Genomic DNA, 14748 nt, shown 5'->3' on the forward strand with positions numbered 1-14748 from the left:
ATTTAGTTTATTTTTTCGACGGATTTCAACATTGAAAGATTACCTTGTTGTACAAATGAAAATTTCAATTCATCATTTTCTTGTAAACCGTTGATCATATTTTCATCTTCATATGTAAAACGCATCGTCATTGGTGGCCAACCAATGCTTTCTATTTCTTTATGATTTATCGTTAATTTTTTATTATCTTTGTCAATCGAGATTAGCTTTCCTTCAGTGTTAATTGTTGGTTCCGCCGCTTTTTCTGGATAAATAGAGTGATTATGTTCAGCTGCATTTGCATAGCTGGTTGCTGTTAATATCGCCATTGAAATTACAAAAAATACCGTATTTAGTTTTTTCATTTTTACCCTCATGATTTGATTAATCCGCCACCTAATGCAGAGAATAAATTTATTTCATTCTTCTGCTGTTCTATTTTCAACATCAATAAGTTTTGCTGTTCTGTAAATAAGCTACGCTGCGCTTCGAGAACATCGAGATAACTTAAACCACCATATCGATAACTTGCTTGTTTCTGTGTTAAGACGTTTTGCAGCGTGTTGACATATTGCTCTTGGGAGATAAGTTGTTTTTCTAAACTCAATTTTATCACTAAGGCATCTTTCACTTCTCGAAACGCTACTTGAATACTTTTTTCGTAATTAGCAATCGCTTTATTTTTTCTAATATTTGCCAACTCTAAATTTCGGCTATTTGTCCCCCCAGTAAAAATAGGTAGCGTAATTTTAGGAATAAAATTCCAAATACCATTTGAAGAGTCAAATAACCCCGTTAAAGAATCATTACTATTTGCAATTCCCGTATTAAAGGAAATAGAAGGAAAGAAAGCTGCTCTCACTACACCTATGTTGGCATTCTCAGAAATAATGTTTTGCTCCGCAGCCATAATATCCGGGCGCTTTAGCAATATTTCAGAAGGAATATCTGGAGGTGTCGTAATTAAAGGATAGTTTGGCTCGTAGCGTCCTAGATCTAAGTTTATTTTTGTTGCATAGTCATTTGTCAAAAAATTCAGTAAATTTTCATTTTTTGCAATTTCACTTTCAATTTTTTCGATATTAATAGAAATAGACTGTACTTGCCCTTTAGCTTGTTCTAGGTCTGATAGTGCGGCTTTTCCTGCCGCCACTTTTTGCATTACAATCGATTGACTATTGAGATAACTTTGTTTCGTCTCTTGTGCAATTAATAATAGCTTTTGGTTATACACCACATCTAAGTACGCTTCTGCTACCGTTTTAATCGTGATGATTTGTGTCGCACGGCTCATCTCTTGAGAAGCAATAAACTTTGCTTTGTCTGCATCAGATAAATTTTTGATACGCCCAAAAAAATCCAGCTCATAGCTGATATCAATGCCTACGCTGTATTTCTTATTAAAGGATGACCCGCTCTCTAACGACTGACTATAATCACCACTCATCGATGAATTAACTTGAGGATATTTTTCTGCCCCCGCTAGCCCAAAACGTACACGAGCTTCCTCTACATCTAACGCAGCAAGGTATAAATCGCTGTTTTTCTCTAGTGCAATTTCTATCACGTTTTTCATTTGAGGGTCTTGAATAAATTGTTCCCAACTAGGGATCAATAATTCAGTTTGAGCCTGCTTTGCTGCATCAGAAACATGACTATTGAATTGATGAGGTAAATTAAGGTTAGGGCGTTGATATTCAGGAGCGAGCGAAACACAGCCCGTCAAAGTTAAGGCATAAGCTATTATTAATATTTTTGGGGAATACATGGTATAGCCATGCCTCTAGTAATTAAAATTGGAGCTATAGTAAAAAAGACCTCCTGTTAGATTGATGACATGAAAATGACAAATTTGTCATTTTACATTTCGTTGCTGTAGTGCTTAGAATGGCTGCATTATTTACCCAGCTGATAGGTCTGAGATGAAATTACTTATTGTTGAAGATGAACATAAAACGAGAGAATACTTGTCTAAAGGCTTAAGTGAGTCCGGGTTTATTGTTGATGCAATCGAAAATGGTATTACAGGCCTGCATATGGCCACAACTGAAGACTATGATTTAATTATTCTTGATGTGATGTTACCTGATATTAACGGCTGGGAAATTGCAAAGAGCTTACGCAATTCAGGAAAAAATACACCAATACTGATGCTCACTGCATTAGGTAATGTTGAACATCGAGTCAAAGGGCTAGAGTTAGGTGCTGATGATTATCTCGTTAAACCATTTGATTTTTCGGAGTTACTCGCTCGAGTAAGAACTTTATTACGCAGAGGCAACAGCAGCATCCAAAAAACACAGTTTACCATTGCTAACTTGCATGTTGACCTGATTAAGCGACGCGTTACCCGTGAAAATGATAAAATTATACTCACCAGTAAAGAGTTTTCTTTATTGGAATTTTTTATTCTTCACCAAGGTGAAGTACTTTCTCGTTCTCTTATCGCTTCAAAAGTGTGGGATATGAATTTTGATAGTGATACCAATGTGATTGATGTAGCAGTGAAAAGATTAAGAGCTAAGATAGATCAAGGCTATGAGCCTAAATTGATCCATACCATCAGGGGAATGGGCTATTTACTTGAGATCCCTGAAAATGATTAAATTTTTTCGATCTCCTGTCTCAATTTCAATTCGTCTTATTGTTTTGATCAGTATTACTCTCTCCCTCGCCTTGTTACTATTTAGCTCGATCATGATCAATTCGGTTATGTTGCATTTTAAACAGCAAGATGAATACACACTTAACCAGTTGAACCTAACGATCCGTAGCTTGTTAAATAACAATACAGACTCACAAAGTGAACAATATGCACGTATTAAAACCATTATTAATGAGCACCAAGACATTACTATTTATCTCATTGATAAAAAAGGAAATGAATTAATATCTCCCAATGCAACAGATAAGCTCATTACGTACTTAAAAAATTATGATCCTCATAAAAATAACCAAGAAGAGCTTAAAAATTATCGCCTATCTGAAATTATTATTCAGGTAGATTCCCCTTCAGAGTCTAAACAATATCGGTTGGTTACTGCATTATCATTAAATTTTCATCATGATTATCTGAGTTCATTAATAAATAATTTAATTGTCAGCGCTATTATATTGTGCTTATTTACTATTCTTGTCGTTTATTTCCTTGTAATTAAAGGATTAAAACCCCTTAAAGATGTGAGCGATGAAATCAAAAATGTCACTTCCGAAAACTTAAGTGTGCGTTTAGACCCTGATTCTGTACCTAATGAATTAAAACAATTAACAAAATCATTTAATCAGATGTTAGTCAAAATTGAAGATGTTTTCGTAAGACAAACGAATTTCTCAGCAGATATAGCTCATGAAATGCGTACACCTATCACTAATTTAATGACTGAAACCCAAATATCTTTGAGTAAAAATCGCAGTAAAGAAGAACTCGTTGAAGTGTTATATTCTAATTTAGAAGAATATAACCGTCTATCACGAATGATCTCTGATATGCTTTTTCTTGCTCAAGCAGATGATAATAGGCTTATCCCTGAGAAAAAAGTTATTAATATTAAAACTGAAATAGAGCTCATATTTGATTATTTTGAATATCTCGCGGAAGAGAATGAAATAAAGCTTAAGCTAATTGGTGATACAGACCCTATTATGGCCGATAAAGATATGTTAAGAAGAGCAATTACTAACTTAATATCAAATGCTATCCGCTATACCCCAAAGGGGGATTCTGTCAGTATTAATATTTCGAATGTAAAAAATGGTATTGAATTAATTATCAGCAATCCCGGCATAAAAATACCAGAAGAACATTTAGCAAAACTCTTTGACAGATTTTATCGAGTAGATAAATCAAGACAAAGAAAAAATGAAGGGAGCGGAATTGGGTTGGCTATCGTCAAATCAATCATATTAGCGCATAAGGGAAGAATCACTGTAACATCAGATGATTTTTCAACACGTTTTACTGTATTTTTACCTAAGGAACCAAATTAAATATCTACCATAAATGGCAATTTTGTCATCTTGTTGTCAGTATTCAGACAGAAATAAAGCCTTATTATAGTTACAAGATAAATTATCTAACTTAATAAGGATTTGTTATGAAAAAAATTATTTTTGCTTTAACACTTGTGACTGTAACAACACATGTAGCAAACGCTCAAACAGAAAAAGAAATACATTATAATGCAGCGAATGCATTAAATTTCACTGAGAACAATACATCGTATTCTAATCAAAAATCGATTAATGACCACTTGAGTAAGGCGGGTACTTCAGTCAACGATAATATCAACTCAACCCAATCATTTCTTCAATTAGATAGACATACTCAAGCTGCTACCGCATTGAATTTTACTCAAAATAGTACCTCCCCAGTAATGCAGAATATGATCAGTAGCCACCAAAGCCAATCACCTAACTATAAAAAATCGATGGTAAAAGTTGCAAAACCATTTTCCGATATGAATGAAAATGAAAAAGCCGTCACCATGTTAAACTTTCATAAAAATAGTTCATCTGCTTCTATACAAAGTAAAATAATAGGATATTCAAAAAATAATTAATTAGAACTTTAAAACCATATTATTAAATAAATATTAATATGGTTTTAAATTAAAAAAATAAAATTTAGTTATAGACACAACAAATAGATTTTTGTTTGACCAATTTCATTTTTTATTACTAAATTGATTGAATATTTATTGAACATCAAGAAAAATAAGTTATTATTTCTAGGCAGTTCATTTCAATACTAACTTTAAAAGGTGATTATATGTTTAAAAAATCAATCATATTTGCATTTTTATTATTTCCAACTCTCTCTTTCGCTACTCCTATTCTTCCTTTCCCACCAGAGCCACCTATCCTAGATATAGACGTAAACGTAGCCTATAACGGGGATGATGATGATGTTTGGTTTAACGTAAAAGGAGATGATGATGATGTTTGGCTGAACATCAAATAAAATTCAGAAGACATCAAACAAAGCTTAAGGTAATTCCCTTCATAATATATAGCCTTATATCCTTTTAATATACTACATTAGGAAACATAGGCCTATATGCTGTTAAAATCAATGGTAAAGTGGAATTGTATTTTAATATATTCCACTTTACTATCCTACCCCATAAAACCCTAATCTTATGATAATTAATTTTAAAACAAAACATTACCTGGCAAATTATTAATTAATTATCTCAAATGATTCATTATTAATAAATCATTTAAAATACGCACAAAAAAAATAAATAATGTTATTTTATATTAACAGTGGACTAAATTTAATTTCACTCTTAGATGAAAATATTAATTACTTATTCAAAATCATGAATTACAATTTCCTTGCAGTTCACTTCAATTTAAACTTTTAATCGAGGATTTTATATGTATAAAGCATCTATTGTCATAGTATCTTTATTATTCCCAATTCTAGCATCTGCAACTTCTTTCCAAGAAAAACATTCTGACAATACTTCGACTTATTCTACTATTTATGAACAAAACCATGGAGGAAATGGAGGGAATGGCGGTCACGGTGGTAATGGAGGAAATGGTGGTAATGGAGGGAATGGCGGCCATGGTGGTAACGGCGGTAATGGCGGCAACGGTAGATAATATATCTCGTCACTAAATATTTCCCTCCTCACTCGATGAGGGGGGAACGGAGGAATTTACCATGTATAAAAATTACATTTCACTTGGCGTCTTATTAATTAGTTCTATTTCATTTTCAGCATACTCTCACTCCTTATTTAATACTCCATCTAACTGTTTATTAAAAAATGAACTCAATATTAATGAAATTAATAATAAAGTATGTTCGATACTCCATGGACAATATTACTATTCTAAAATTTTTAGCTTTGTAAGTTATGGACAAAACGGAAATTCGGGTCACGCTGGAAATGATAGTCAAGGTGGCCATGGTGGTAACGGTGGTCATGGTGGACACGGTGGTGATGGCCAAAATGGAGGGAATGGCGGAACAGGATCAAATAACGGTAATGGTAGCAATGGTGGAAACGCAGAAAAAGGCAGTAATGGCAATGGAGGAAATGGCGGTAATGGCAGTGTAACTGGAGGTGATGGCGGAAATGGCGGTGATGGAGATGGTGGTGGTAGTGGTGGGAACGGCGGGAATGGAACTGTAAATGGCAATGGGGGAAATGGGGGACATGGTGGAACTAATGGTGGTAACGGAGGTAATGGGGGCAACGGCTCTGGTAGTGGTAATGGTGGCAATGGGGGCAATGGTAGCCAAGGAGGAAAAGGAGGACGCGGTGGACCTGATGGCGGTAGAGATGGGCACGATGGTATTAGCATTAGCTCAATGTGACAAATAAATCCGTTAGAAGTGAATAAGTGATGTGGCAATATGAAACCATATAATTATCTTTATAAAAGATGGTATTACCAATAAAAACGGAAGCTTTCGCTTCCGTTTTTCGTACACTTGCAATTTTTATTGCTTAGGTGCTAATTTCATTAAAAATGCGCGTAATTGTGCAAAGTCAGATGGTAAAAAGTGTGAGAGGAGTGGTAGTTCCGCACGCTCTGCTAACTCTTTCGGTAAAGGTATTGCCTTATTAAGAATTTCTTCAACACTTTCTTTAAACTTAGCTGGGTGTGCCGTGCCTAAAAACAGCCCGTATTCACCTTCTTGCAACTGGTCACGAAGCACACGATAAGCAACCGCAGCATGTGGCTCAGATAAATACCCTTTTTTATCTAATTCACGTACTGTCTCTTTAGTCACGTCGTCACTCACCGCTCCATGGCCTAATTCATCAAGGGACCAACCTTTACGGCGGAATAACTCTTCAATACGAGGCCAGTTGTTTGGCTGGCTAACATCCATGGCGTTCGATAATGTTGCCACAGTTTGCTTTGGTTTCCATTGTCCATCAACAAGGTAACGCGGCACAGTGTCATTTACGTTAGTTGCTGCAATAAAGCGTTTAACCGGTAGGCCCATTGATTTAGCTAATAAACCTGCCGTAAGGTCACCAAAATTACCACTCGGAACCGAGATCACTAATTGATCACGTTTTTCTGCTGGGATCTGCGCGACGGCTTCGAAGTAATAACAAATTTGAGCTAACAAACGACTGATATTGATCGAGTTCGCCGAGTTTAAATACAACGCCTTTTTCAGCTCTTCATCATCAAATGATTGTTTTACTAATGCCTGGCATGCATCGAAGTCATCTTTAATCGCAACCGTATGAATATTTTCACCCAGCGTGCAGAAGAGTTTCTCTTGCAGCGGGCTAATTTTTCCTTCTGGATAGAGAATAACAACTTGCACGTTCTTAAGACGATAGAATGCGTGTGCAACCGCGGCTCCTGTATCCCCAGAAGTAGCAGTCAAAATGGTCACCGGCTGCTCACCAGCTACTTGGCCCAATGCCTGAGCCATAAATCTGCCACCGAAGTCTTTAAATGCGAGTGTTGGCCCATGATATAACTCCAACGTTGCTACATCATCTTCAACCTTAGAAACTGGCGCAGGAAAAGCAAACGCGGTTTTAACACGTGCAGCTAATTCTTCTTGTGGAATTTCATCACCAATAAAGGCACTTAAAATTCGGCTGCTACGTGTGACGAAATCTAATTTTAATAATTCGTCGATTTCAGCCGCTGTAAACTCAGGTAAGTCTTGAGGAAAAAATAAACCTTGTTGCTTACCTAACCCCTGCTTAACCGCTTGTGCAAAACTTACTTGTTCATTGTTATCTTTTAAATTATACAGTTTCATTATTTACCCTATTGTCCTTGCCCCGGCCAGATCCAAACGGCAGATATGCACAAAGCCTTCATCATTCTGAATATAATGTTGTTGCAAGTAGCTCGCCATTTTTTCAGCGATATGTTTCTCATCGCAAATAGCAAACAATGTTGGCCCTGAGCCAGAGATACCACAAGCCAATGCACCGATTTCTTTTGCATTTTGACGTGCTGCCGCAAAACCGGGTAATAATTGTGTACGATAAGGTTCTGCGACAACATCTTGGATCATCGTTGCGGCAAGTAACGGCTGGTTTGTATGGCATGCATGAATAAACCCTGATAAGTATCGGCCATGGTTTACTATATCGTGGCGTGGATAGCTATCAGGCAGGATCGCACGCGCTTCTGCTGTCGATACCTTAATTCCAGGGTAAGCCATAACCCAATACCAATTTTCAAATGCAGGTACAGGCTGAGAAATAATGCCATTTTGTTCGATAATCAGCTGCAAACCACCTAAAAAACACGGTGCGACGTTATCATAGTGCACACTTCCTGAAATACGCCCTTCGAGCTCCCCCATCATGCCAAGCAGTTGAGTATCATCGAATGGTTTCTCTGCAAATTCGTTAAGCGCCATCAGTGCAGCGACAACAGAACAGGCGCTAGAACCGAGCCCTGAACCAATTGGCATATTTTTTTCAAGCGTCATCGCGACATTTAATGGCCTACCAAGGCGCTCACAAAACAACTGCCAGCACTGGTAAACAATATTGTGTTCATTTTTTTTCGGCAGCTTAGCAACGAATTTTCCTTGATTCGTCAGGGAAAAAGTATCCGCAGCTTCAATTGTTACACAATCACCTAATAGTGAACCGTCAGCAGGCGAAACAGCTGCCCCAAGGACATCAAACCCGACGCTCACATTACCAATTGAAGCCGGTGCATAAACTTTAATCACTTATTAAACTCCCAATTTCCATGAAAGGGTACGCAGCATATCCGCAAATACACCAGCAGCAGTAACATCATTACCTGCGCCATAACCTCTTAATACTAAAGGAATTGGTTGGTAATAGCGTGTATAGAAAGCCAGTGCATTTTCACCATTTTTAACCTTGAAGAGTGGGTCATTGCCATCAACAGCGACGATTTTCACTTGGCAGCGCCCTTCTTCAATCAGCCCAACATAGCGTAACACTTTTTCTTCCGCTTCTGCGGCTTTTATACGCTGTGCAAATTGCTCGTCCAGTTGTGGCAAACGTGCCATAAACTCAGAAACAGGGCCACTGCTATCAAAGTCCGAAGGTAAAACAGGTTCAATTTCAATATCTTGCAATTCTAAATGATAACCCGCTTCACGCGCTAAAATTAATAATTTACGCGCAACATCCATACCTGATAAATCATCACGAGGATCTGGTTCTGTGAAACCTTTTTCTTTCGCAAGTGTTGTGGCTTCTGATAAAGACATACCTTCGTCTAATTTACCAAAAATGAATGATAAAGAGCCTGATAAAATTCCGCTAAAGTGAACCAGTTCATCCCCTGCATTCAGTAAGTTTTGTAGGTTTTCAATAACTGGCAACCCTGCACCTACGTTAGTGTCATAGAGGAATTTACGTTTTGAGGTTTCACTTGCCGCACGTAATTGATGGTAGTAATCCATCGATAATGTATTGGCTTTTTTATTCGGTGTAACCACATTAAAGCCGTCTTTCAAGAAATTGACATACTGCTCTGCGATTTCCTGATTTGATGTGCAATCAATAATGACAGGGTTCAAGAAATGGTATTCACGTTCTAAGCGAATTAAACGGCTTAAACTAAATGGCTCTTTCGCTTCCGCCAGCTCCGCTTTCCAGTTATCTAAATCAATCCCTTGCATATCCGTTAACATTGCGCGTGAATTTGCAATACCGCATACACGCAGATCAATATGCTTTTGTTTTAACCATTGTTGCTGGCGGTGAATTTGTTCAATTAATGCATTACCAACACCACCCACACCGATGATAAAGGCTTCGATAACTTGCTCTGCATTAAATAGCATTTGGTGACATAAGCGTACCGCTGTTGTGGCAGACTCATTGGCAATAACGGCAGAAATAGAACGTTCAGAAGACCCCTGTGCGATAGCGACAATGTTGATGTTACCGCGAGTCAAAGCCGAGAAGAAACGCGCCGAAATGCCCTTCAAAGTGCGCATTCCATCCCCCACAACTGAAATAATCGCTAACTGCTCCATCACATCCAGTGGATCAAGTACGCCATCTTTCAGCTCTAAGTAAAATTCTTCTTCCAGTGCAGCGCGAGCTCTCACTAACTCATTTTGCGGAACACAAAAACTAATACTGTATTCCGATGAAGACTGTGTGATCAGAACGACAGAGATCCCTTTGCGAGACATGACGGAGAAAATGCGAGCAGCCATCCCCACCATCCCCTTCATTCCGGGGCCGGATACGTTGATCATCGCCATGTTATTCAGGTTGGTGATCCCTTTCACTGGCGTGCTCTCATCGGTTTGCCCATCACCAATTAAAGTACCTGGAGCGCTTAAATTAGTGGTGTTTTTTATCAGGCAAGGGATTTGGAATTGAGCAATTGGGGCGATGGTACGAGGGTGAAGGACTTTGGCTCCGAAGTAGGATAACTCCATGGCCTCTTGGTATGACATACCTTTTAACAAACGCGCATCAGGCACCAAACGCGGGTCACAAGTATAGACCCCATCAACATCAGTCCAAATTTCACAACAATCAGCACGTAAGCAGGCCGCTAAAACCGCAGCAGAATAATCAGACCCATTACGGCCTAATACTACTAATTCACCTTTTTCATTACCCGCTGTGAAACCTGCCATTAAAACAAAATGATCTTTCGGTATATTTAAATCGGCAATACGTTTAGTTGACTCATTTATATCAACCGTAGATTCAAGATAATGACCTTTCGCGAGTAAGCTCTCAACTGGGTTAATAACCGTCACATTATGGCCGCGTGCTTTTAGCACTGATTCCATAATGGCGATAGAGAGCTTTTCACCACGGCAGATAATTGATGCGTTAATGCTGTCCGGACATTGCCCGAGAAGAGTAATACCATGCAGTACTTGTTTGATTTGTGCGAATTCTTGTTCTGTCAGTTTTTTTAACCGATCATATTCAAAACCAGGTTGTTTTTCTTTTAATCCTTTTAAAAGGTTAGCAAAAATCATTTCAGCATCATTAACATGCGTGATGACATCTTGTCCTGCAACCGTTTTTTCAATCATAGCAACCAGATGGTTTGTGATTTTTGCTGGTGCAGATAGCACCAAAGCCACTTGTCCATCTGCTAGTTTACTTTCAGCGATGTCAGCAACATTCAGTACTCGTTCGTCATTTGCAACCGAAGTACCGCCAAATTTAAGCACACGCATGGTATTTCTCTCCTGAATTAACACCAAAAAAAAGCCCGCATCGGTTAAGTATGCGGGCTTTTTCATTTTTATTTTTTGGATGCGTCAGCCCGCCCCGTTTCCTGTGGTTACGGTGGTGGTGGTAATAATAATAGTCAGGCTGATATTACGCATAGATTCTGTCTGTCTCTTAGATTCTTTAAGTTTCTCTCTATACGGTTAAAGCAATTGGTATATTTTGTCAAATTTATTTGCAAAACATCCCTTTTATCTCCCTTTTTTTATTCGATAAATTATCTGCCAGCACGAAAAACTCATTCACAAAAAGACACTCATTACATCAAATGCAGTGTTAAAAACCAAGATAACAAAGATTTAAAGATTAATAATTTTTTACTCAATGAAAAACCAAAATGACTATTAAATAGGCAATAGAGATAGCCTTCAGTAATTTCCTGTGAAGAGAATCAAGATGAGAAGATGAGCAACAACGACCAGCTTAATTGATGCATTTAGCAGCTATATTTCTTATCATTTACCCCCATGCTCATCAATACATGAGCGCCAATAGCAACAGATTACACAGGTACGTATTGATACTTAGCCTCATGATTTTTTCATTCGTTTAAATTACAAACAAATGTTATGGAGTTGTTAAAAATTAGTCACATCAAAACAAAATAAGCATTTTTCCTAATTAAATGAAACAAAAAATTACAGACTAAATATTTACATCCCGTTATCTCTAACAAGATAAATTTTTCACCTTTTTTTGTAGCAAAATAACATTTCAAAATTGGAGGTAAGTCACAAATTAAACATTATTTATGATGGTATATTTAACCCATTGAAGACTATATTCATTAATACCCAGCCGAAGCCCCCTTGGGTATCAACTATTCCCCTTTTTTAGACGCTATCTGATTCCTAAACACTGCATTAATTTATATAATTATCTACCTAACAATTTTTGTTAACGTGCTACAATTGATTTTGATATGTATCAACAAAAGTTAGTTTTTTAGGTGGTAAATGCAGTATTAGCTGTTATATTGCTGTTAACAGTACAATATTGGGAAAGTGCTTATATTTTGGCTTGTTGTTAAAGTCTTTTGCCCAAGATGGCAACATAATGGCACTATTGAATTTCAAAACAAATTTATACTCATAAACGTGTTTTTCCAGAGAAAAATATCAATAACCACCTAACTGGAAACGGCTTGTGAGTTCAGTATTTTTATTTTAATACTTTAGGTAGCAACTATGCAGACCCCACACATTTTGATTGTTGAAGATGAAATTGTCACACGCAATACGCTTAAAAGCATATTTGAAGCGGAAGGCTATGTGGTTCATGAGGCAACTGATGGCGAAGAGATGAATAATGTTCTCTCTGAGCATGACATCAATTTAGTCATCATGGATATTAATTTACCAGGTAAAAACGGTTTACTACTTGCTCGCGAACTTCGTGAACAAGAAAGCATTGCGTTAATGTTCTTAACAGGACGTGATAACGAAGTCGATAAAATCCTTGGCCTTGAAATTGGTGCTGATGACTATATCACTAAACCATTTAACCCACGTGAACTGACTATTCGTGCGCGCAACCTACTGTCTCGTACTATGAATTTAGCGGGTGGTACGGAAGAACGTCGTTTAGTGGAAAGCTATAAGTTTAATGGTTGGGAATTAGACATCAACAGCCGTTCATTAGTCAGCCCTGCTGGTGAACACTACAAATTACCACGTAGTGAATTCCGTGCGATGCTACATTTCTGTGAAAACCCAGGAAAAATTCAGACTCGCGCAGACCTGCTGAAGAAAATGACAGGCCGTGAATTGAAACCACATGATAGAACTGTTGACGTAACGATCCGTCGTATTCGTAAACATTTTGAATCAACACCTGATACGCCAGAAATCATTGCAACCATCCACGGTGAAGGCTATCGCTTTTGCGGTGATTTAGACGAATAATCAATTTTGAATTGATATTCAAAAAACCGGCTATTTAGCCGGTTTTTTATCATCTTAATTAATCACCAAGGCATAATCGGTACTGCACTTAACGCATTTTTTGGTGAGCCGTCGATCATCTTATCTGAATAAGTCAAATAAATTAATGCATTACGTTTTGGATCGTAAAAGCGTACAACCTGTAATTTTTTGAAGACTAAAGACGTTCGTTTTTGAAAGACAACTTGCCCTTTCGTCGGTTTGCGTTTGACACGGTCATTTAGCTCAATTGGCCCAACTTGCTGACATGAAATGGCGGCATCAGAGGTGTCTTCTGCTAAACCTAAACCCCCTTTGATCCCCCCTGTTTTTGAACGACTTAAATAACAAGTCACATTGTCAACATCAGGGTCATCAAATGCTTCAACAACAATTTTATGATCAGGGCCGAAAATTTTAAAAACAGTATCGACTGAACCGATTTCTTCAGCAAATGTGATGCTCGGCAACGCTGATAATAATGCTGCAAGTACGATATTTTTTAATCTGGAACGACGCATACTGAATTTCCTATTCAACTAAAAATCGATAAAACCTCGTAGTGGCACAAGATTTATTATTCACTTTCTTAACTAATTATCAAATACAACTCATTTACTATAAACGAAAAAGATAACTTGATATAGAATAGCAATTCATTGATAGATTATATCTGTTCTATAAGTCGCATTGGCTGGGGATATACATGGATCAAACTAATATTATTCGCGACTTGCTTCGCTGGATAGATGACAATCTGGATAAACCACTCTCGCTAGATAATGTTGCCGCAAAAGCGGGCTACTCTAAGTGGCATTTACAAAGAATGTTCAAAGAGGTGACAGACCAAGCGATTGGGGCTTATATTCGAGCTAGAAGGCTTTCTCGTGCAGCGGTTGCATTGCGGCTAACAAGCCGACCAATTCTTGATATTGCTCTGCAGTATCGATTTGATTCGCAACAAACTTTTACTCGAGCCTTTAAAAAGCAATTTAACCTAACTCCAGCGTTTTATCGTCGGAGTGAAGAATGGTGCGCTGCAGGTATTTGCCCACCGATTATTTTAGATAATCACACCAATATTGAACATGAATTCCTACAAATGCCAGCACAAGAGCTGGTTGGCTTGGAACAAAGTTGCTCTTATGCACTAGAAGAGTGGTCGACCGCTTGTTCCCAAATGCGCCAAACATTTTGGCACTACTATTTGGATAATACGACGACTATTGCGTCTGAAGTTTTTGGCTTGCACCATGCCATTCATAATCCAGAAAAAGAAGATGAACAAACGGTATTCTATACCACTGCGGTAAAACCTGAGGATGCGAGTTTTAACACTGACCAGTACACGAGTTTAACGTTACCAAGTGGCCATTATGTTAAATTTTCGTTCAATGGGACGCCAACTCGAGATGCATTACAAGAGTTTTTGTACCAAATTTATGGCGTATATTTGCCTAAGCTGAATTTAACGCGTCGACCAGGTTATGATATCGAACATTATCGATTAAAAAACATCGATTTACGTCATATCACCCCAGAAAATGATGACCCCAAGACACACATCGATACCTTTGATTATTATGTACCAATCAAAACAGGTTCGACCATAACCCCTTAAAGCAGAGGAGTTTCAGTTTGTT

General features: G+C 37.7%; 15 protein-coding genes and 1 other annotated feature. Of the genes, 8 read left to right on the plus strand and 7 right to left on the minus strand.

The window, feature by feature from the left end; genetic code table 11:
* Positions 1–2: 2 nt before the first annotated feature.
* Entirely contained in the window at positions 3–344 is a 342-nt protein-coding gene (locus tag PSE83_RS17825) for a copper-binding protein (protein WP_144140925.1), read from the minus strand.
* Between the two features lie 8 nt (positions 345–352).
* Positions 353–1747, minus strand: a complete 1395-nt coding sequence (locus tag PSE83_RS17830) for an efflux transporter outer membrane subunit (protein WP_272661009.1) — start codon at positions 1745–1747, stop codon at positions 353–355.
* A 154-nt stretch (positions 1748–1901) separates the two neighbouring features.
* Between PSE83_RS17830 and PSE83_RS17835 the strand changes: the two genes are divergently transcribed.
* From PSE83_RS17835 to PSE83_RS17860, 6 genes are all read left to right on the plus strand, one after another.
* The gene (locus tag PSE83_RS17835) at positions 1902–2585 is read left to right on the plus strand and encodes a heavy metal response regulator transcription factor (protein WP_004905666.1); all 684 of its coding nucleotides are present in this window, start codon (positions 1902–1904) and stop codon (positions 2583–2585) included.
* Positions 2578–3966 (plus strand): Cu(+)/Ag(+) sensor histidine kinase, encoded by a 1389-nt coding sequence (locus PSE83_RS17840; RefSeq protein WP_004905667.1) that lies wholly within the window; start codon positions 2578–2580, stop codon positions 3964–3966. Before PSE83_RS17835 ends, PSE83_RS17840 begins: the two co-directional genes overlap by 8 nt.
* A gap of 107 nt (positions 3967–4073) precedes the next feature.
* Positions 4074–4538 (plus strand): hypothetical protein, encoded by a 465-nt coding sequence (locus tag PSE83_RS17845; protein ID WP_004905669.1) that lies wholly within the window; start codon positions 4074–4076, stop codon positions 4536–4538.
* A gap of 209 nt (positions 4539–4747) precedes the next feature.
* Entirely contained in the window at positions 4748–4939 is a 192-nt protein-coding gene (locus tag PSE83_RS17850; RefSeq protein WP_004905671.1) for a hypothetical protein, read from the plus strand.
* A 540-nt stretch (positions 4940–5479) separates the two neighbouring features.
* Positions 5480–5605 carry a hypothetical protein gene (locus tag PSE83_RS17855; protein ID WP_269815319.1) on the plus strand — a complete coding sequence of 42 codons (126 nt, stop codon included), beginning with the start codon at positions 5480–5482 and terminating at the stop codon, positions 5603–5605.
* Positions 5606–5650: 45 nt separating this feature from the next.
* On the plus strand, positions 5651–6310 hold the full coding sequence (locus tag PSE83_RS17860) for a hypothetical protein (protein ID WP_004905676.1): 660 nt from the start codon (positions 5651–5653) through the stop codon (positions 6308–6310).
* 126 nt (positions 6311–6436) lie between these two features.
* On the opposite strand, the gene thrC is transcribed toward PSE83_RS17860, so the two are convergent.
* The 4 genes from thrC to thrL all read right to left on the minus strand — a co-directional run bounded on the left by thrC (position 6437) and on the right by thrL (position 11281).
* A complete protein-coding gene (gene thrC, locus PSE83_RS17865; RefSeq protein WP_004905677.1) occupies positions 6437–7732 on the minus strand; it encodes a threonine synthase in 1296 nt (431 codons plus the stop codon).
* 3 nt (positions 7733–7735) lie between these two features.
* The gene (gene thrB / locus PSE83_RS17870; RefSeq protein ID WP_004905678.1) at positions 7736–8665 is read right to left on the minus strand and encodes a homoserine kinase; all 930 of its coding nucleotides are present in this window, start codon (positions 8663–8665) and stop codon (positions 7736–7738) included.
* Positions 8666–8668: 3 nt separating this feature from the next.
* Positions 8669–11128 carry a bifunctional aspartate kinase/homoserine dehydrogenase I gene (gene thrA / locus PSE83_RS17875; protein WP_096864560.1) on the minus strand — a complete coding sequence of 820 codons (2460 nt, stop codon included), beginning with the start codon at positions 11126–11128 and terminating at the stop codon, positions 8669–8671.
* Positions 11129–11152: 24 nt separating this feature from the next.
* Positions 11153–11274 (minus strand) — a sequence feature (Thr leader region).
* Positions 11213–11281, minus strand: a complete 69-nt coding sequence (thrL, locus tag PSE83_RS20435) for a thr operon leader peptide (protein ID WP_071548816.1) — start codon at positions 11279–11281, stop codon at positions 11213–11215. (Overlaps the previous feature by 62 nt.)
* A 1089-nt stretch (positions 11282–12370) precedes the next feature.
* On the opposite strand from thrL, the gene arcA reads away from it, so the two are divergent.
* Complete coding sequence (gene arcA / locus PSE83_RS17880; RefSeq protein WP_004905684.1) at positions 12371–13087, plus strand: two-component system response regulator ArcA; 717 nt, start codon at positions 12371–12373, stop codon at positions 13085–13087.
* A 62-nt stretch (positions 13088–13149) separates the two neighbouring features.
* On the opposite strand, the gene creA is transcribed toward arcA, so the two are convergent.
* The gene (gene creA, locus PSE83_RS17885; protein WP_004905686.1) at positions 13150–13626 is read right to left on the minus strand and encodes a protein CreA; all 477 of its coding nucleotides are present in this window, start codon (positions 13624–13626) and stop codon (positions 13150–13152) included.
* A gap of 185 nt (positions 13627–13811) precedes the next feature.
* Here creA and robA point away from each other — a divergent pair, with 185 nt between their 5' ends.
* Positions 13812–14726, plus strand: a complete 915-nt coding sequence (gene robA / locus PSE83_RS17890; protein WP_004905689.1) for an MDR efflux pump AcrAB transcriptional activator RobA — start codon at positions 13812–13814, stop codon at positions 14724–14726.
* Positions 14727–14748: the final 22 nt, after the last annotated feature.

This window comes from Providencia sp. PROV150 (assembly GCF_028481025.1).
Lineage (GTDB): Bacteria > Pseudomonadota > Gammaproteobacteria > Enterobacterales > Enterobacteriaceae > Providencia > Providencia hangzhouensis.